The 19,533-nt window shown below is 37.9% G+C and carries 18 protein-coding genes and 2 tRNA genes; 11 read left to right on the forward strand and 9 right to left on the reverse strand.

Annotated elements, in window-relative coordinates; translation table 11 throughout:
- Positions 1 to 3: 3 nt before the first annotated feature.
- The 3 genes from K345_RS0115635 to K345_RS22540 are packed head-to-tail and all read left to right on the forward strand — an operon-like array spanning position 4 to position 3,843.
- Positions 4 to 1,833, forward strand: a complete 1,830-nt coding sequence (locus K345_RS0115635; protein ID WP_028974972.1) for a DUF2264 domain-containing protein — start codon at positions 4 to 6, stop codon at positions 1,831 to 1,833.
- A gap of 14 nt (positions 1,834 to 1,847) precedes the next feature.
- Positions 1,848 to 3,026, forward strand: a complete 1,179-nt coding sequence (locus tag K345_RS0115640; protein ID WP_211227908.1) for a glycoside hydrolase family 88 protein — start codon at positions 1,848 to 1,850, stop codon at positions 3,024 to 3,026.
- Between the two features lie 4 nt (positions 3,027 to 3,030).
- On the forward strand, positions 3,031 to 3,843 hold the full coding sequence (locus K345_RS22540; RefSeq protein ID WP_053228382.1) for an NHL repeat-containing protein: 813 nt from the start codon (positions 3,031 to 3,033) through the stop codon (positions 3,841 to 3,843).
- Positions 3,844 to 4,232: 389 nt separating this feature from the next.
- Here K345_RS22540 and K345_RS0115655 read toward each other — a convergent pair.
- Positions 4,233 to 4,306, reverse strand: a tRNA-Ile gene (locus K345_RS0115655).
- A 131-nt stretch (positions 4,307 to 4,437) separates the two neighbouring features.
- Here K345_RS0115655 and K345_RS21410 point away from each other — a divergent pair.
- From K345_RS21410 to K345_RS0115675, 4 genes are read left to right on the forward strand one after another with little or no spacing between them, the layout of a single operon-like run.
- Complete coding sequence (locus K345_RS21410) at positions 4,438 to 4,800, forward strand: response regulator (protein ID WP_053228383.1); 363 nt, start codon at positions 4,438 to 4,440, stop codon at positions 4,798 to 4,800.
- Between the two features lie 21 nt (positions 4,801 to 4,821).
- Positions 4,822 to 5,520 carry an AzlC family ABC transporter permease gene (locus K345_RS0115665; protein WP_028974974.1) on the forward strand — a complete coding sequence of 233 codons (699 nt, stop codon included), beginning with the start codon at positions 4,822 to 4,824 and terminating at the stop codon, positions 5,518 to 5,520.
- 1 nt (position 5,521) lies between these two features.
- Positions 5,522 to 5,827: an AzlD domain-containing protein gene (locus K345_RS22545; RefSeq protein WP_053228384.1), complete on the forward strand. Its 306-nt coding sequence runs from the start codon at positions 5,522 to 5,524 to the stop codon at positions 5,825 to 5,827.
- A 13-nt stretch (positions 5,828 to 5,840) separates the two neighbouring features.
- Positions 5,841 to 7,037 (forward strand): cation:proton antiporter, encoded by a 1,197-nt coding sequence (locus K345_RS0115675; RefSeq protein WP_028974975.1) that lies wholly within the window; start codon positions 5,841 to 5,843, stop codon positions 7,035 to 7,037.
- Here K345_RS0115675 and K345_RS21420 read toward each other — a convergent pair.
- On the reverse strand, positions 7,034 to 7,606 hold the full coding sequence (locus tag K345_RS21420; RefSeq protein WP_211227909.1) for a septal ring lytic transglycosylase RlpA family protein: 573 nt from the start codon (positions 7,604 to 7,606) through the stop codon (positions 7,034 to 7,036). The genes K345_RS0115675 and K345_RS21420 overlap by 4 nt on opposite strands.
- A gap of 16 nt (positions 7,607 to 7,622) precedes the next feature.
- Positions 7,623 to 8,906, reverse strand: coding sequence for a glycosyltransferase family 4 protein (locus K345_RS21425; protein ID WP_053228386.1), 1,284 nt, complete (start codon positions 8,904 to 8,906; stop codon positions 7,623 to 7,625).
- 132 nt (positions 8,907 to 9,038) lie between these two features.
- Here K345_RS21425 and lysS point away from each other — a divergent pair, with 132 nt between their 5' ends.
- Together lysS and rpiA are read left to right on the forward strand one after the other, a co-directional pair.
- Positions 9,039 to 10,595, forward strand: coding sequence for a lysine--tRNA ligase (lysS, locus tag K345_RS0115690; RefSeq protein WP_028974976.1), 1,557 nt, complete (start codon positions 9,039 to 9,041; stop codon positions 10,593 to 10,595).
- A 13-nt stretch (positions 10,596 to 10,608) separates the two neighbouring features.
- Positions 10,609 to 11,298, forward strand: a complete 690-nt coding sequence (gene rpiA / locus K345_RS0115695; protein ID WP_028974977.1) for a ribose-5-phosphate isomerase RpiA — start codon at positions 10,609 to 10,611, stop codon at positions 11,296 to 11,298.
- A gap of 5 nt (positions 11,299 to 11,303) precedes the next feature.
- Here the strand turns inward: rpiA and K345_RS0115700 are convergent, their stop codons facing one another.
- The 4 genes from K345_RS0115700 to K345_RS0115715 all read right to left on the reverse strand — a co-directional run bounded on the left by K345_RS0115700 (position 11,304) and on the right by K345_RS0115715 (position 15,293).
- Positions 11,304 to 12,608 carry a pyridoxal phosphate-dependent aminotransferase gene (locus K345_RS0115700; RefSeq protein ID WP_028974978.1) on the reverse strand — a complete coding sequence of 435 codons (1,305 nt, stop codon included), beginning with the start codon at positions 12,606 to 12,608 and terminating at the stop codon, positions 11,304 to 11,306.
- Between the two features lie 216 nt (positions 12,609 to 12,824).
- Positions 12,825 to 13,637, reverse strand: coding sequence for a hypothetical protein (locus tag K345_RS0115705; protein WP_028974979.1), 813 nt, complete (start codon positions 13,635 to 13,637; stop codon positions 12,825 to 12,827).
- Between the two features lie 6 nt (positions 13,638 to 13,643).
- On the reverse strand, positions 13,644 to 14,189 hold the full coding sequence (locus tag K345_RS0115710) for a DUF350 domain-containing protein (RefSeq protein WP_028974980.1): 546 nt from the start codon (positions 14,187 to 14,189) through the stop codon (positions 13,644 to 13,646).
- Positions 14,190 to 14,198: 9 nt separating this feature from the next.
- On the reverse strand, positions 14,199 to 15,293 hold the full coding sequence (locus tag K345_RS0115715; protein WP_028974981.1) for a helix-turn-helix transcriptional regulator: 1,095 nt from the start codon (positions 15,291 to 15,293) through the stop codon (positions 14,199 to 14,201).
- Between the two features lie 148 nt (positions 15,294 to 15,441).
- Here K345_RS0115715 and K345_RS0115720 point away from each other — a divergent pair, with 148 nt between their 5' ends.
- The gene (locus K345_RS0115720; protein ID WP_028974982.1) at positions 15,442 to 16,473 is read left to right on the forward strand and encodes a sugar kinase; all 1,032 of its coding nucleotides are present in this window, start codon (positions 15,442 to 15,444) and stop codon (positions 16,471 to 16,473) included.
- 69 nt (positions 16,474 to 16,542) lie between these two features.
- On the opposite strand, the gene K345_RS0115725 is transcribed toward K345_RS0115720, so the two are convergent.
- Positions 16,543 to 17,619, reverse strand: a complete 1,077-nt coding sequence (locus K345_RS0115725; RefSeq protein ID WP_169714826.1) for an ABC transporter substrate-binding protein — start codon at positions 17,617 to 17,619, stop codon at positions 16,543 to 16,545.
- 33 nt (positions 17,620 to 17,652) lie between these two features.
- On the opposite strand from K345_RS0115725, the gene K345_RS22550 reads away from it, so the two are divergent.
- Positions 17,653 to 19,344: a histidine kinase dimerization/phosphoacceptor domain -containing protein gene (locus K345_RS22550; protein WP_083963809.1), complete on the forward strand. Its 1,692-nt coding sequence runs from the start codon at positions 17,653 to 17,655 to the stop codon at positions 19,342 to 19,344.
- A gap of 77 nt (positions 19,345 to 19,421) precedes the next feature.
- Here the strand turns inward: K345_RS22550 and K345_RS0115735 are convergent.
- Positions 19,422 to 19,506 (reverse strand) — tRNA-Leu (locus K345_RS0115735).
- Between the last annotated feature and the right edge of the window lie 27 nt (positions 19,507 to 19,533).

A 19,533-nucleotide genomic window follows, 5' to 3' on the forward strand; every position in this document is an offset into this window, starting at 1 on the left:
TAAATGATCTATAAATCACTTTTTGATAATAAACTTGATAGTTTTGACAGTGCTTTAACTGCATTAAATGATAGTATGACTCCCTATCTAGAATTATTAAATAACCGCATAGATAACAGGGATAAAGGAACCAGTTTTAATAAGAAAGCAATGGATATGGAGTTTGTCTCAAGGTTTTTATGGGGATTTATCTCCTGGCTTGGGGGCAGTTCAGAATATAAACAATTCCAACCAGTTATAGATAAATTATGGTCGGGACTAGATCCGGACAGTAATAATTTCTGGGGGAATCCCAGGGATTTTGATCAGATTATTGTTGAGATGCCAACTGTTGCTTTAGCTTTATTTTTGAAGCCAAAAGTATTCTGGGATCCTGTTAACCCTGAGAAAAAAAAGACGATTGTCAAATGGCTATCTCAGGTTAACAGTGTAAAAGTTCCTCAATGCAATTGGCTTTTTTTCCCTTTACTTGTTAATGGTGTATTACTAAAACTGGCTCCTGAATATGCAAATACTTCTGTTATGGATGAGTGTATAAACAAGATAGAAAGCTTTTATGCTGGTAATGGCTGGTTCAATGATGGGGATAAGAGTGAGAGGAGAAATCGGGATTATTATACCCCCTGGGGGTTCTATCTTCTTGGATTAGTTTTTATCACAATATGTCCTGATTTTAGCCCAGATTTTACATCGACATTTAAAGAAAAAACAACTTTATTTGCACGACAATACAGAACTTGGTTTTCTCCTGAAGGTTCTGGGATAGCCTATGGTAGGAGTCTAACCTATCACTGTGCTCAGAGTGCTTTCTGGGGAGCCTTGGTTTTTGCCAATTTAGAAGCCCTGCCCTGGGACGAAGTACGGGGACTATGGGCGCGAAACATGAGATGGTGGTTTAAGCAGAGTATCTATAGTGAGACAGGAATTCAGCAAATTGGTTATGCCTATCCTAACTTATATATGAGTGAAAGATATAATTCCCCTTCTTCTTTGTTGTGGTCCTTTCAGGCCTTTTTGCCCTTAGCTATAGGAAAGGATCATCCTTTTTGGCAGGCAAAAGAGGCCCCTCTTGTGCAGAATAATAATATTTTTGTACAGAAAGAGACGGGATTTCTTATTCATAATATACATGGAAATAACCACAGTTATGTCATTGCAAATGGGCAGTTCACACCAGGAATAAGTAACGAACATAACCATATGAGTGAGAAATATGAAAAATTCGCTTACTCTTATAATTTTGGATTTAATATCGCAGTTGACCTGTTTGGTATAGACAAGCTGGCACCGGATAACATGCTGCTCGTTTCTAAAGAGGATGAATTCTACAGATTTAAAAAAGAAAGTTATAATCATTTCATATCAGAACAATATGGTTCATCCTCTTGGAAACCTTTTACAGATGTTGAAATAACCACTTATCAAATACCTGTAGATGATTGGATTGTAAGAGTGCATCATATAAAAAATGAAACTTCTCTTCGTACTGTGGAAGGAGGGTTTCCTCTTCCCTATGATGACAGAGATTTCTATAAGGAGATGAATCATTCTTATATCCAAACTGAAGCTGGAATAAGTTGTATCCATAATATAAGACCAGAACGAAATTCCAGAGGGGTAAATTCAGCACCCAATTCTAATCTAATGAGTCCGAATACCTATATTCCTATACTGGAGTGTGACCTTACTCCTGGAGAACATATTCTGATTAGCTGTGTCATTGCTAAAACAGTAAAGGTGTCAGAGAAGGAAATTATGAGTTCCATTCCAGATGTTTATAACTGTTGTCAATGTCTGCCACCAGAAGTGTTAGCTCTAGTGAATAAAAGATGAACAGGGGAGATAAAATGATATTAGAGAGTATACAAAATATCGAAAGATATAAAGAAGAGTCCACTTTTTCAGGGGAAAGTGTAAAAAAAGCTCTGGATTTCATTATAAGTAAAATAGATCAAAGTCTAGATACCTTTACGGATAAATTCCCAGCCGCTTCTAGTATCAATCTTGTCTATCCAGCGATTGACAATACCTGTTGGACTGCTTCCTTTTGGACAGGAATGTTATGGTTGGCATATGAGTATACTGGGGAGAATAAATATAAAGATGTTGCCATGAAACAGGTTAAAAGTTTTAGGGAGAGACTTAATCATGAAGATCTTATCAATACCCATGATATAGGTTTCTTATATACCTTATCCTGTGTGGCTGCCTATAAAATAACGGGAGATGAATTCGCTAAAGAAACAGCTCTATTGGCGGCAGATAAATTAATGAAAAGATATTTCCCTATTGCAGGAATTATCCAGGCATGGGGAGATCTGTCAGATCCCGAACAGCAGGGGAGGCTTATCATCGACTGTTGTATGAATTTACCCCTTTTATACTGGGCTTCAGAAATAACTGGTGATAATAAATACAAAGACGCCGCTGTATCCCATGTTAAACAAGCGGCAAAGTATATTGTGAGGGAGGATTCCTCAACATATCACACTTTTTATATGGATGTTAAAACAGGAGCACCACGGTTTGGCAGCACTTGTCAGGGCTTCTCAGATGATTCTTGCTGGGCAAGAGGTCAAGCCTGGGCCATTTATGGTTTTCCCTTAAGCTTTGGCTATACAAAGGACAGGGATATTCTTAATCTAACGTCCCATGTTGCCAACTATTTTTTAAACAGATTGCCTGATGATGATATAAGTTACTGGGATCTTTCCTTATCAGGAGATAATATTAACAGAGACTCTTCATCCTCAGCCATAGCAGCTTGCGGGTTATTGGAGTATTGCCGTTTTCTGGATAATGATAAGAATCTACAGAAAATATATAAAAACGCATCAATAAGTATGTTAAAAAATCTAACTGATAAGTGCGCAACCGTTACTCATCCCGAGTCCAATGGATTACTTCTTCATGCTGTTTATGATATGCCTAAAAATGTAGGTGTAGATGAATGTAATATATGGGGCGACTACTTCTATTTTGAAGGTCTGATGCGATTGAATAGAGATTGGAAAAAATACTGGTAGCTATATGATACTGAAATACAAATTTCTTGGATATGATGAAGGAAAGCAGACCTTGGGTACTTATGATACGACTAACCCAGATTGGGGATGGACTCTTAATATAGATGATTATCCTCTAGCTCGGGACCTTCAACATATTGGTACTAACTTAGCTCTGGTCGGTTTTGATCGGGGCTATTTTGAATTAGATAGCAAATCAGGCCAAATCCATAAAGTTGTAGATAGATGGAAGGACGTTTCCTCCTGTAGGCGTATGGAAAACGGGAATACCTTAGTTACTGGACTTGATCTTGAAGAGAAAGGAATTAATGTCCTTACTCTAAACCCCAGAGATGAACTTGTAAATGTTGCTACAAGGGAGGGGGTCTATGTCAGAATGATGAGACCAACAGATTCAGGGACATTCCTAATAGGCTCTGATTCTCATTTTCTTGAAACTAACAGTGAACTTATAGAAATCCAAAAACTATCTCATGATAAATTTCTACATGCATGGCTTGCTCATAGATACAAGGATGGATCAACAATTGTTTCTGCAGGATATGGTGCCTTTATGGCAAAATTTGATAAAGCAGGCCAATTGCTAGAAACATTCGGTGGACATAATGAAGTCCCTGAAGAGATAGCCCCTTTTTTCTATGCTGCTTTTGAAATTCTCCCTGATGGTGGTGTCTTAGTAGCTAACTGGCAAGGTCATGGCCGGGATAATGGAACTAAGGGTAAACAGTTAGTGGAATTTGATATAAATGGTAAGTATAGAGGTTCATGGTCAAATCCTGAAAGGATTTCCTCTTTACAGGGACTTTTACTGTTATAGCGAAGGACTATCCCTTCGCTATTTTAGCCCTCTTGGACTTGTATCGTATCCTTATGAATACCCTCTGGATACTCTGTAAATATCTTTTTGACACATATATCAAATATCCGAAATAAAAATCGTCCCCACTGTCTCGGGGTAACCGCATAGGGCTTGAGTTGACCCTGTTGAATCATATTTTACACAGGGTATAAACTGAATATGTCGACATCCCTTTACCCAATATTATCGATAAATTAAATCAGGGTTATCAGCCACTACATTATTCACCAAACATAAAATATTAAACATTAACTAATTCACTGAATTTTTTATTCTCAAAGGGGCAAAGCTATTCCTCTGTGATTTTGGACATAAAAAAAGCACTCTACTAAATAGAGTGCTTAAAATGGGCCCACTTGGACTTGAACCAAGGACCGCCTGATTATGAGTCAGGTGCTCTAACCAACTGAGCTATAGGCCCAACGTGAGAACTATTAAGCCAAAAAATGGATTTTATGTCAACACATAAATTAAAGTGTTTTTTTGACTTTTCTAATAAATGTAATAAACTGTGTAAGTAGGGATATAAGTTTTTCTTAAGAGGGTTCCTGTATGAGTAAAACTGTGATGGTTGTAGAAGATGAGTCAATCATTAGACTTCATTATGAACAGATATTAAGAAAAGCTGGTATGACGATTGTCAAAGGTACTGGCTCAGGTGAACTAGCGGTTGATATGATTATCCATTCAAGACCGGCTTTGGTTTTTATGGATATAAATCTACAAGGTCAAATGACTGGTATTGATGTTGTTGAAAAGGTTAAAGAAAGTATTCCTGAGCAAAAAGTGATCTATGTGACAGCCTACAATGATCAAGAAACACAAAAACGTGTGGAAGCAACAAAGCCTGTTGGAATTTTTGCTAAACCATTGACGAAGCTTGCTATATCGCAGATTATCAGTAATTATCTATAAGGATTTTACTGAAATACTAATATGATACAGACCACAAAGTCTCACTTTATTAAAGATGGTTTTATAGCTGGTATTCCTATTTTTCTGGGATATTTTGCTGCGGCTATCGCCTTTGGATTATTAGCTCAAGAAGCAGGTATTCCCTTAGTTCCAGGTGTAGGCTTTTCCATGCTATGTTTTACTGGGGCTGCTCAATTTCTTATGATAAATTTAATTTCTTCTGGTGTAAGTCCTATTGAAATCATCTTTACCTTTTGTTTGGTTAATTTTCGCTACTTTCTTATGTCTTCCAGTTTGCAACCTCGTCTGAAGAATAGTTCCCTTGGTGTGAGACTGGCTTTAGCTTTTGGTATTACTGATGAGAACTATTCTGTAGCTTCTCTGCGAAAAGGAATTCTCTCCCCTTATTTTCTGGGGGCTCTTGCCTTTGTTTCCTGGTCCGGTTGGGTCGGAGGATCTTTGGCTGGTTACTTAATAGGTAGTGTCCTTCCTAGTAGCCTGCAAGGAGCGGTAGGAGGCAGTTTATATGCTCTCTTTTTGTCCCTTTTGATGCCTGAGATTAAGAAAAATATACTAGCCTTGGCTATAGCCGGTTTTGCAGGTTTATTAAATACAATATTTGTTGTTTGTCTTAAAATATCTATAGGCTGGGGTATTGTACTCTCTATGGTTCTGACTTCAGCGCTTTTTACTTATATAAAATTGAGAAAGGGTAACTAAGTTGAATAATATTTGGGTCATTCTTATTATATCAGCCATCATTACTTATATTATAAGAGTTCTTCCTGTTTTTATTTTTGCCAAATTGAATCTCAAGCCCTGGGCACAGGAGTTTCTTGATCTTATGCCTTTGGCTGCCTTAGGAGCTTTGATTCTTCCTGGTGCCTATCTTGATTTGCCAGGGGAAGCTCTTTCCGTGACCTGTGGATTAGCCGGGGCAGGTTTTATAGCCTGGTTTCGTGGTGGTTTGATCCTTCCTGTTCTGACTCAGATTGTAATAACTTTTGTTATGCTACAATATTTGTGATAAGGAGTGTGTTGTGTCTTTAAATTTGAATGAGGCCTTTGTTCTTATTCTGCTAGGTGGATATATAGCAGGTAAGATTGCGGACAAACTTCGACTTCCCAGTGTATTGGGAATGACCTTATGGGGAGTAGGGCTCTCTTATTTTCTTAAGTCGGCTATGCCAGATTCTTTATGGCAAATTAGCCCTTTCCTTAAGAATTTAGCTTTAATTATCATCCTTTTACGTGCGGGTTTAGGGATAAAGAAGGAAACTCTTCACAAAGTGGGGAAGACGGCAGGATTATTTAGTTTTGTACCGGCTACTTTTGAGGCCACTGCTATTATTCTATCCTGTCATTTCTTACTAGGTTGGTCCTGGGCCGTCAGCGGGATAACAGGGTTTGTTATTGCTGCTGTTTCACCTGCTGTTGTTGTCCCTAGTATGCTGGTACTCATTGAAAAGGGATTCGGACGACGACGAGAGGTTCCTACTCTGATACTTGCTGGAGCCAGTCTTGATGATATCTATGCTATCACCATGTTCACTATGTTCTTGAAGATGGCAACCCAACATTCTGTTGAGATAGGTAAAGCTCTCATTTCTTTACCTATTTCTATAGTAGTTGGTGTGGTTTTAGGATTGATTCTTGGATTTGCTTTAAGTGAATTGTATAAGCGTCTTCATCCTAGTATGAGAGCCACTGAAAAGGTCCTCCTTGTCCTGGGTTGTTCCGTTATTCTACTTCAAATCGGTGATATGACAGGAACCGCAGGGCTTCTGGGAATAATGACTGCTGGATTTATCCTATTAGAACGATCTCCCGAGGTTGCTAAGGAATTAGCTACAAAATTGAACAAGGCCTGGGTTTTTGCTGAGATCATGTTATTTGTTATTATTGGATTATCAGTTGATGTTAATACTGCTGTCTCTGCTGGTCTCAAGGGCTTGATGGTATTAGGAATTGGTTTGGCCTCGAGAAGTGTAGGTGTTGTTCTCTCCACTTTGGGAAGTGGCATGACTATGCGTGAGAGGATCTTTTGTGTGATTGCCTATCTTCCAAAAGCGACTGTTCAAGCAGCTATAGGTTCTGTTCCTCTTGCTGCGGGAGTAGCCGAGGGAGAAATCATTCTGGCTTTTGCTGTTTTATCCATTGTTATTACAGCACCTTTAGGACTTTTAGGAATCCGTTTAGCAGGTGAACCTTTATTAAAAGAACCGGAAGAAGCCTAGAAGGGGCTTCTTACCAATACTGATGAATACCCGGCCTGGCGTAATTGTCGCTTAAGGTCGGGAATTTCCGATTCTGGAACAGCCTTTATATAGACACGAATAACTCCCTCTGCTCGATGAGTGTGGGCATTAAAACCTTTTTCTTTTAGTATATTGACTTGATTTTGAGCATTCCTGGGGCTTTTATAAGAACCTATCTGGATTATTTTTTGTATCTCTTCTGGATGTTCCACTATATGCAATTCAACATAGGCCACACCTGAATTTAGCATATCTAATTGGGAAGCGGCTTTGCGAGTTAAATCAATAATACGACCCTTGATAAAAGGTCCTCTGTCGTTTACCCGTACTTCTACAGATTTGCCATTCTCCAGGTTGGTCACCTTGACAATGGTACCAAAGGGCAAAGTCTTATGAGCCGCTGTCAGGAGATTGGTGTCAAAGACTTCTCCATTTGAAGTTAGCTTGCCTTGGAACACGCCCCCATACCAACTGGCATAACCTTTTTCGCTATATACCATAATGGTTAAGCTTGTTATTAATAATGTTAAACAGATTAGCTTTTTCATAACAAACTTATCGGCATTAAGTGAGTCGTGTTTGATCCAATCCTTCAATCTGTAAAAGTAATGTTTTAAGTTTGTATTCAAGAACCTCATAAGAAAAATACCGTTGGGCTATTTCCAAGTTCCTCTTACCCATCTTTTGGGCTGTTTTTTTGTCCTCTAAAACCGTTCTGAAGTCTTCCACAACTTGATCTGTAACATATCCGTCCATAGCTACCACATCAAAACCTAAAGGTTCTATATCCATTTCATAGATGCTGTATCTATTCACTAGGAGTGGTTTTTGGAACCATATGGCTTCCAGAAGGGCATTCCCAAATCCTTCATAAGTAGAGGGATAGGTCACTATATCAGCATGGGGATAGGCATCCCACAAAGAATAGACCCTTTTTTTATCCTTAGTATATCCCCTTACTTTACCGATCAAGTCGGGTTTTAATATAAGGTCAACTCCCATTATTTGGGCATAAGATTCGATACGTTTCTGATAAGAGTATCCTTCATCTCCTGCTTCGTGGGTAATGACTAATTTTGCTTTTGGATTATTGAGTCGTGCAACGATTTCAATGGCATGTTCAATTCCCTTCCTGGCCACTACTCTCGTAGGTTGCAGAATCAATAAGTCATCATCTTTAATACCTAAATCTTCTCTAAAGTGCTTAGTAAAATCGTCAATTCCCGGTGGTTCGGAATTAAAGTCGATTACATTGGGAATGACCATAGCAGATAAACCTGTTCTAAAACTCAATTGTTGGTCTGCGGGAGTATTGATGACCACATGTCGTATACTGGGAAGGGTGGGGGGAAAGGCCATGGAAAGAAAATCAGGTACACAGTTCACCATAAATCGTTGACGTTCCCAATAGAAGTCATGATGATGAGCTATCGTAGGGATACCTGTTTCTGCTATTAATTCGGTTATAGCCGTTCCCAAAGGTATATTCATGGGTATGGTCAGGGCATTCTCAGGTATGATCAGATCAATGGCAAAGGTCGTAATAAACTCATACAGTGCTTCTTTTAATAAAAGCCTAAGATGGTGTATTTCTCCAGTCAATTGACTAGGACGTTTCTGTTTACCAAAGCATTCCTTCTGTAGTTCTTTAATAGTAGGATGATCAAAGAAGGCCTCAGGGCAGACCATGGTTTTTTCTTTGTCCCAATCAGATTGACCGGCAAAAAAGAAACAGTTGTATCCATTCTTTTCCAATATTGTTACCCATTTTGCTGTTTCTAAGGTGACACCATCTGTACCTTGAAGCCGGGTAGATATGAAACCGATGTTTTTTACTTTTCCTTGCATGAAACCTCTCTTTATCATTTTATGTATCAATATGATTAAAGTATTATAAAAATATAGTGCTTTTGCAAAATTAGGTACCAGTATAACACCTTGCCTTGTCAAAGGTTAATGAAATATCTATAATCGGCCATTATGAAACCAAAATCATCGCATTGGGCGGATATTAATGCCGCAAAGATCGTCCGGGAAAAGGGCGAGAAAGATATCTATGTTTGTGCCTCTGGAATTACTCCTTCCGGTACTATCCATATTGGTAACTTCCGGGAAATCATGAGTGTGGACCTGGTTGTTAGGGCTCTTCAAAGTTTGGGAAAACAGGTCAAATTCGTCTATTCCTGGGATGATTATGATGTGTTTCGTAAAGTTCCCAAAAATATGCCAGCTGAATTGGAACAGTACCTGCGTCAACCTATTACTTTGGTTCCCGACACTACTGGCGTGGCTGATTCTTATGCAAGAGCTAATGAGATTGAACTAGAAACACAGCTTCATAAAGTAGGAATCGATCCTCATTATATATACCAGGCCAATGAATACCGAGCAAGTAAATACGCAGAAGGTATTAAAATCGCCTTACAAAAGAAAGAAGAGATTCGAGCGGCCCTGGATGAGCACCGAACCACTCCTCTTCCTTCAGACTGGATGCCTGTGAGTGTCTTCTGTAATTCCTGTAATAGAGATACGACTAGGGTAACGGCCTATGATGGAGATTATGGGGTAAGTTATGAATGTGAATGCGGTCATAAAGAGACTGTTGATCTTCGGAACACTAAGGCTGTAAAACTTCCTTGGCGTATTGATTGGCCTATGCGTTGGAAACACGAAAATGTGGACTTTGAGCCAGCGGGTAAGGATCATCATTCTGAAGGGGGATCTTTTGATACCAGTCGAAATGTGGTAAAGGTCTTTGATGGGGAGGCTCCTGTCACATTCCAGTATGACTTTATTTCTATTAAAGGGCGTGGTGGTAAGATCTCTTCTTCCAGTGGTGAAGTTATATCTTTGAGGGATGTATTAGAGGTCTATACTCCGGAAGTCTGTCGTTTCCTTTTTGCTGGAACCAGACCTAATACAGAGTTCTCAATTAGTTTTGACCTGGATGTTCTTAAGATATATGAAGACTACGATAAGTGTGAACGTATTTATTTTGGTGTTGATGTTGCTAATGCAAAGAAGAAGGAAAAGAATGACCGAATCTATGAGTTAAGCCAGACCCATGATGTTCCAAAGGAAATGCCTTTTCAAGTCCAAATCAGACACTTAACTAATCAACTTCAAACCTTTGATGGTGATATTGAGAGAACCATCGCTTCCTTTGGTGATCTAACAGAAGCACAAAAAGAGTCTCTTCGAGGACGTGCGGTTTGTGCCTGGAATTGGGTAAAGAACTTTGCTCCTGAAGATTTTCGTTTCTCTATTAGAAAACCTACTGACCCAGCACCTTCTATTAGTGAAGACCATACTGCTGCTGTCAAATCAGTCTATGATCTTATTGATAAAGAAATGGATACCCTGGATGAGAAGGCTTTAAATAATAGAATTTATGATATTGCTCATGAGAATAATATTGAACCTGTTGAATTGTTTAAGACACTTTACCTTTTGATTGTGGGTAAAGAAAAGGGCCCTCGTTTAGCCAGTTTTCTCAAAATCATCGGTAAAGAAAGATTATTACCACTATTAGGATAGATCTGTGAATAAAATGAAACAAAATGTTGGTTATGCTGCTGTTGACCAATTCATAAAATCGGGAATGAAAATTGGAATGGGAACAGGTTCTACTTCTCTGTATGCAGTAGAACGTTTAATTCAAAAAGTAAAGGCAGGAGAAATAACTGATATCTATCCAGTGGCCACTAGTTTTCAGACGGAATTTGCCCTCCAGCAGGCGGGCATTCCTGTTTACACCCTAAATAGTCCTGAAATCGAAGGGAAACTTGATGTCGCCATCGATGGGGCTGATGCTATTGATCCTCAATTGTGTTTAATTAAGGGAGCAGGAGCAGCTCAACTGATTGAGAAGATTGTTGAATCATCAGCTGAACATTTTATTGTTATTGGAGATGAGTCCAAGCTAGTAGAATCGTTAGGTTCCACGGTGCCAGTACCTCTTGAAATTTTACCTGCAGCACGTCAATTTGTGATCAACAAATTAGAAGAGGTAGAGGCCCAGGTAACCATAAGAGAAGGTTCTGGTAAAGCTGGTCCTGTCATATCTGATTCAGGTAACATTATTGCTGATGCTCTTTGGAGTGAAGATATTGATCCTATCAAGATGGATCAGTACATGAATAACATACCCGGACTAGTAGAACATGGTTTGTTCTGCCATATGGCTAAGACCGCCTTGATAGGTTACCAAGACGGCTCTGTTAAAACAATGACAAAATAAAGGCTTTAGGATTGGGATGAGAGATATTCTTCAATGGCTATACCAACCTTTTGATATATCTCTCTTCTTAATCCATCATTCACTTCAAGAAGCGTCATTCTAAATCCCTTAAGAGGACTTGCGAAACCTGATAAGGGAACTACACATATCCCTTGTTGTGCTAATAGGTAATAGACAAAACGTTTGTCCCATTCCAGATTATTTATGTTTGATTCAATGAATATTCTTAAATCATCATTAGGAATACTAAGGTATTGACCGTCCTTTAATACTCCCTCTTCAAAGACAATGGTAAAATATAGAGCTCCCTTTGGTTGAATCATTTTGATGCCGTTAATCTTATCAAATATCTGAGAGGCTTCTTTGGCTCTATCTTCAAAGACTTTGGCTCTCTTTTCTAAATGTCCAGGATAATTAGGATGTCCTAGTAAGGCTGGTATAGCTTTCTGGGGCAGGGATGTGGAACATACCTCAAGGCGTTTGGCATTGAGTAGACTGTTTATGTATTCAGAAAAGTTATCATCACTATCTTGGTTGAATACTTCTATCCATCCACATCGAGCTCCTGGCCATGGGATTTCCTTTGATAGACTACGTAATGCAATTCCCGGTACTTCACCAATGACTTCACTAAGAGCTGCTGTTCTATACGAAGGGAAGACGATATTAGCATAGGTTTCATCGCAGATGATAAAGATATTGTATTTACGAGCGATTTCCACTATCTGAAGTAAGGTCTCTTTAGGATAGACAGCCCCGGTCGGGTTATCAGGATTGATAAGAAGAATACCTGCTATAGCATCATTGTATTTTACTTTATTTTCTATGTCCTTAAGATTTGGTTGCCAACCTTGATCAGGATCTAAATCATAAGTGAGATGGGCATATCCAGAATGAGCCGCTTCAGCAGAGGATAAGGTTGAATAAGCTGGGGAAGGCCCAAGAATTCTTGCTTCCCTTTTGAGAAAACCAAATAATTTGGCAACTGCATCTCCCAAGCCATTAAAGAAAATAATATCATTTGGAGTGATCTGTGCTCCACCCCGTTTATTCACTTGCTGGGACAGAAACTCTCTCGTTGTCTGAATTCCTTGGGTATCCACATAGCCATAGCTGTCATCCTGAAGAGTTAGTTTGCTGATTATCTCTTTGATCCAACTCTCTATCTGTTCTCCCTTTGCAATAGGATCTCCAATATTTTCCCATATGATGGAAATATCCCATTGGCCAAGTTTTTTGGCAAATTCAACTATTTCTCTGATCTCATAGCGTAGTTGCCCGGCACCGGGATGCACAATATCTCGTCTCATGATGTAACTCCTTATAGAGCCACAGGTGGGATCTGGACTTAAAAAAAAGCCGCAGAACCTTAAGGCCTGCGGCTGTTGTTTACTATATAGTGAACACTAATTACCGCTTGCCTGAGTAATGGCTGCGGCTGCGGCTACTGCTTCAATTAATGGAACTGTTTGCAGATTGCTATTAATATTCATTAATTTGATATTAGGTTAACTAATACTTAACTGTCAATAGGTGGCTTGTAGATTTATAATATCCCATAGATCCAAATCCTGGGTTTGTTTTGATATTTCTCCAATATCCCAACCGGGTGTAGTCATCTCTACAAAGTAGTAATTGGTCATTTTCCAGGTTTTATAATAGCCAGTTGATGGTAGGTTAATACCGAGCATGGCATGTTTATAAAAGAAACTAGTGTATATCACACATTCATAGCCGAGTCGGCTTAGAATGACAAAGGCTAACAACGATTTGGAATCACAGTCCCCATAATTCCTCGTTAGAACTTCTATTGGAGAAGCCAGGCCAAAAGGGCGTTCGGGGATTTCATAGGGAATATTTTGAACATAATTGATTACTAATAGGGCCATTTGTCTATCTGTGAGATTGTTTTTTTCCTTAAACCATAGAAAAGCTTCTGCTATATTTCCTAGATAAGGTTCATCCCATTCCCACAAGGATTTGAATACACCGGCAAAGACGGTCTCTCTTCCTTTTGCTGTTGTTGTATAAGGCAAACCTTTTGTATAGAGATCTTTTGTGATGAAAGAATCCATTCTCTCAATATCCTGTTGTAATTGATCTTCTTTCACATGCCAATAAGTGGACCAGTCCTTGTAAAAAGATGGCCATCCTTGTTTGTGGGCTGTGATAGCTGAACTTTCGTAATCAGGGTATCTATCGATATAGTTATCAAGGCTTTCGCTGTAATCTCTATAGGTATAAAGATCCCGGCCGTTGTATCCGTACTTTAACAAGGAGTATAGAAATACAGTAATGATACAAAGAATGATAGTTATATTTTTGCCTTTTAATGCCATAGCAGTCTATCCAAAGGGAGTAAGAGATTGGTTTTGAATTCCCGGTTGGTACATTAGCACCTGCAACAACTTATCTATCCCTTCTTCTATGAATAAGGCCAGAGTAATGATGACCACACCCATTAGGATTGCAATAGCAATATTGTTGTTCTTTATTTCTTCAAACTCATCTATGTCTCTTGTTAAAGCGGTGAAGACCTTAAGTCCTAACCATAGGGATAGTATGGATATAAATAGGGTTATCCCAAATTGGATAAGAATGATGATGATTTGAATCAATAGTGTTTTATAGCTGCTTGATGGGTGGAAAGCTATGCGGAACAATGATTGAACAAGAGGGATTAAGGAGCTTTTAAATATATACCCAATTGAGAAAATCATTGCTCCTGATACTATCGCTACGGCAATGTTGTTATCTAAAAGACATTCTTTTTCATTAATGTTTCTATTGAATTTACCAAATACGGTAAATCCAAAGTAGAGTATAAATACTCCCAGTACTATAGCAATAAGTACGGTTATGATACCGCTTAATAAGATTATTATGTCCATTGATTATCCTTATTTGAATTGTTCCGCATATTTTCCAGGTGAAATACCTGTATATTTTTTAAAAGTTCTAATGAGAGTAGCAGAATTATTAAAGCCTGATTTAGTTGTTAGGACATTCAATTTGATTGTTGGATCTGCCTGAATGATATCTTTACAGGCTCTCACCCGTTCAAGACTGAGCAGATCCTTGAAGTTTCTTCCAGCGTGTTCTTTAAATATTCTACTAATATAGGTGGGCGATAGCTTAAAATTATCTGCTATATCTATAAGAGCTAGATTAGGATCCTGATAATTATCCTTAATGTATTGTACTAATTTGATATTAAAGCTCTCTTCCTGAAAATCTCCTGAGTCTTTAATCTTGTCCACTATCTTTTTAGTTAATTCAACTGCTTTATCGACCTGTTCTAGACGGCTTCCATATTGAAAGTATTCACCAAGGCTTTCGTTTTGTTCAAAGTAATAGGATTCTGATTTATTCAACTGCATGAAGATACGTTTATAGGTTCTTATTAAAGCAGTAAATAAATTGTCCCATTCTTGAGTATTCAGGCCTAACTTACGGTTTTTGTCCAAGATGTTATGAACCAGGGAAGGAGCTTCTGATTTAGCTGTTGTAATATAGTCAATAATGCGTTGTTCTGTTTCCAACGGATAAAAAAAGCTCACCGTTGAAGCGGATACTTCTGGTATAGTGAGTCTTTTGGAAGCAAATAGATAATTATGAATTTTATCTTGTTTGGTCTCGATATGCCAGCTGATACGAAATAACTCGGAAGAATCCAGATAGGGGCTTATTTCGGTCATTAGATCCTGAATATTGATTTGAGGCATTTCCCATATGAGAAGAGCCATTTCAAAGGGTGTTAAATCGAGAAAAGAATATTCCCCAAAGCCTTCAAGAATTTCTCTATATAAAGATTTGATATGATCTTTAATGAGATTAAGATGGTATAAGCCTTCTTGTTCTGTATGAATGGTTAGCAGAAGTAAGTTCTGTAGGGATCGTGTATCTTGTCGATTCCAAAGGCGTCGGAGTTTCTTTTCACCCTTTAAGGCTGTTGTAGATAGTTTTCTTCTTCGAAACAAATTCGTTTTACTCATAATCGTTAATTATTTTTATAAACACTTTTTGTCCTGGTCAACCAATAAAAGCAAAAATCGTCAATAACTTTAAAAACTGGCTCTTCATGAAGATAAAACTCCCTAATAGAATGATATTTACGAAACATTAGTCAAGGAGACCTTCAAAGTGAGTAAAGTTGTTACCATGGGCGAGATAATGCTCAGATTAAAAAGTGCTGATAATCTTAAATTATTTCAGGAAAGTAGCCTAGAGGCAACCTTCGGTGGAGGAGAAGCTAATGTGGCTGTTTCTGTCAGCAATTTTGGCCTGGAAGGGAAATTCGTTTCTGCCATACCAGCTAATCTTATTGGTGATGCTTGTATTGGTGAGTTAAGACGCTATGGGGTCGATACTAGTTCCATCCTACGTCAAGGGAAGCGATTAGGTATATATTTTCTGGAAGCTGGTGCGAACCAGAGACCTAGTAAAGTCGTATATGACAGAGCCGGATCTTCTATCTCTGAAGCTGTTATTGAAGATTTTAACTGGGACAATGTCTTTAAAGACGCTCAGTGGTTTCATATATCAGGCATTACACCTGCCATTTCACAAAGTGCCGCAGATTTATCCCTGTATGCTGTCAAAGAAGCTCAAAAAAGAGGTATTAAGGTTTCTTTGGATCTCAACTATCGAAAAAAATTATGGTTATATGGTAAATCTGCTACAGAAGTTATGACGGAACTGGTAAAACATGTTGATGTTATCATTGCCAATGAAGAGGATTGTCAGAAATCCCTTGGTATTGAGATGGAAGATATTGATGTAACAGCAGGAGAATTATCAACAGAACACTTTAAGAAGCTATCCAGTAAAGTTCTAGAGACTTATCCAAACGTTAGTTCTATTGCCATTACTATGCGAGAGAGTCTCTCTGCTAATCATAATAATTGGGCTGCTTCTTTTAACAATCGATCTGATTTTATAGTCAGTAAGAAATACGAAATTCACAATATAATAGACAGAGTAGGGGGCGGGGATTCCTTTGCCGCTGGTCTCATATATGGTCTAATAAGCTTGCCAACACATCAGGAAGCTCTAGAGTTTGCTGTGGCAGCTAGTTGTTTAAAACATTCTATTTTAGGTGATTTTAACCTGGTAACTAAGGACGATGTCTTGGCTTTAGCAGGGGGAGACGGATCCGGCCGGGTTCAAAGATAAGCAAAGATTTTGTTCCTTGCTATAATATGCCCACCAGCCACCTCCGGGTTGGTGGGCTTTCAGAAACTATTAATCAAGTTTGACGATCTTCCCATTTTTAATTGTATGTGGAATTAAAACAGAATCGTAGTCACCAAACTGATTAAAGTGATATTCAGATATATAGCCTTTTAGATTTTTTCCTTCTAATAGCTCTGCTTTTATTGCTTCTATATCTGGGCTTTTTGCACTCTTATATGCACTATACAGAATATTGACGGCATCATAGCTTTTGAGACTCTGATAGGTAGCCTCACTTCCAAATCTATTATAATATTTGTCTTTGAATTGGAGATAATCCGTATCGTCTTCGAAAGCCTGTTCCAGGAAAAAAACTGTATCTTCAACAGCTCTACCGCCGTTTTGTATCAAGTCCTGGGTTACAGCAAAGGAGGATAACAATATGGGAATGTCATGTTGATACAGTTGTTGACATATCATGGCAGCATCAAAAGGCACTGTTATCAGTAAAATAATTTGTGGCTTTGAATCAATGATTTGAGTCGCTATTTTTTTATAGGATGTTTCCTTAAAAGAATCAAAGTTTATGATATTGATGTCTATATCATCATAAATATCAAACCCTTTTATAAGCATATTAGAATAGGACAAATTGTTTATATTGCGAACAATAGTGAGATACTGATAATTTTGATCCTCTATATATTGTCCTAAAACTTCACCATAGCGGGAGGTTCCATTGGTCAATCTAAAAAAATTATCATCTTTATTAGAGAACTCATCTGAAGATATAACAGGAGAAATGACTAGTATATTATGTTCATCCATGTACTTTTCACTATAACTATAGGCTTCACTTGATGTCGCCAGTATGATTGTTTGACATCCCTTGTTATGGAGCTCTTCCATGGCTTCAATGGTTAAATCGACTTGACTTTGATTATCTGCGACTATTAAATTTACCTTATCCTTTCCCCGTGCATTTAATTCTTCTACCGCTAATATCGCTCCATTTTTATTTGGTATCATAATAGTCCCATACTTACCAGTTAAGCTTCCCAGGTAGCCAATGTTCAGAACTTCCTGTGAACAACTAGAAAGAGTTATTGTTAATACAAAATAAAATAAAAAAGACTTTTGTTGCATGATGATTTTAAGTCTATTATTATAAAATAGTTGATGCAAATATTTCATAGAAGTTTTAAAGGACATATCGTTTTAACCTATATTCTATTCTCCTTTATTACTGTGTTTTCTGCTTCTTTTCTATTCACTTTATTCAATCGCCTTTATACACAAAGAATCCATAACGAAATGTCTAGTGTTGCGGCAATAATAAGTCAGAATGTAGATAATTTCTTTGATAATCCTGAAGGGAATTTACAAGAAATAGAACAAAAAATTGACCTGTATCCCGATGGGGGAGCTATTCTGGATAATTATATAGGGAATATTCTCGAAATAATTCCTAGTTTTGAGAATATATTTTATATGAACTCTCATGGGATAGTGGAGAATATCTGGCCTAAGAATGATGATTTTATTGGGGCGGATTTATCATTACAAACTTTCTATGTAAATTCAAAAAAGAAGGGAGATGTTTATTGGTCTGATTCTTTTATCTCCTATCAGAGTGGCCTTCCCACGATCGCTTTATCAACTAAGACAGATAACGGGGTGGTCGCCGCTTTTTTTAAACTAAGTGAATTAAATAAATTTGTTAACATAAAGCTCAATTTTAATGAAGAGTTTATAGCTATTCTAGAAAGTCGTGGAGAAGTGATAGCTCGAACTGAAAGACTCAATGGAGATCCCACAGTTAATCTTGGTTATATGAATACCTTTAAATCGGCGAAGCAAGGCCAATTTGGTACAGGGGTAGAGTATTATAAAGGTACAAAAGGATTAGTTAATGTGAATCCAGTCCCTAAAAGTGGTTTCTATGTTTTGGTATTTCGGTCGTATAAACACTTGGTTGGTGAATTAGAAAAATTATATTTCATATACCTGGGCATATTACTGTGTATAGTTATTTTCTGGGGGGGAATGAATATCTATTTGGTTAGCAAATCTTTTAAACCATTAGATAATCTGATTGATAAAATGCAACTGGCTACGAAAGGAATTTATGAGCAGGTACAATTAGCTACTTACGATGAGTTTAATATTTTGAATGACAATTTTGGACAGATGGTCAAGAAAATAGAGCAAAGAGAAGTTGATCTCCAGCAATCGGTTAAAGAAAAAGAGACTTTGCTTCGGGAACTATATCATCGGACTAAGAATAATATGCAGGTCATATCCAGCCTAATGATGCTCTATAATGGGCGCTATGATAGCGCTGAAGTGACAGAATTATTGATGAAACTAAGGTCTAAAATTGAATCTATTTCCCTGGTTCATCATAAGCTCTATGAATCAGAGAATCTAACCAATGTGAATCTAGGTGAGTATATTCGTGATGTTATTGATCCTCTTGTTTATGGGATGAGTTATGATCATGGTCATCTTACGTATACAGTTGATATGAGTGGGGTTTACGTTCTCGTTGATTATGCCGTCCCAATGGGCTTGGTTATCAATGAACTGATCATCAACTCATTGAAGTATGCTTTTCCAGAGGGGCGTGATGGTCATATATTAATCACTGGTAGCATAGACTATACAAATAAAAGATTGAAAATATTTTATCGTGATAATGGTGTTGGTTTTCCTGAAGGTCAAGCGATAGAAGCTAGTTTTAATATGGGATTAACGATAGTCCATAACTTAGTAGAGGAACAACTGGCTGGTTATATAAGATTTCCATCCTCAAAAGGCTTTTGTTGTGAAATCGTCTTTCCTCTCACTTCTTATAGTGTGCGAATCTAAAGAGTTGGGTAAACAAAAAAATACTCGAATATGGTTTAGATTAAAAAAAAAGCATCATCCTAAGATGATGCTTTAATTGCGGTCGACTGGACTTGAACCAGCACGGACGCAATGTCCACTAGCCCCTCAAGCTAGCGTGTCTACCAATTTCACCACGACCGCATAAAATGCTCTGCTAACATACCGAAA

The sequence above is a fragment of the Spirochaeta cellobiosiphila DSM 17781 genome (assembly GCF_000426705.1).
In the GTDB taxonomy this organism is placed as follows: Bacteria; Spirochaetota; Spirochaetia; order DSM-17781; family DSM-17781; genus Spirochaeta_E; species Spirochaeta_E cellobiosiphila.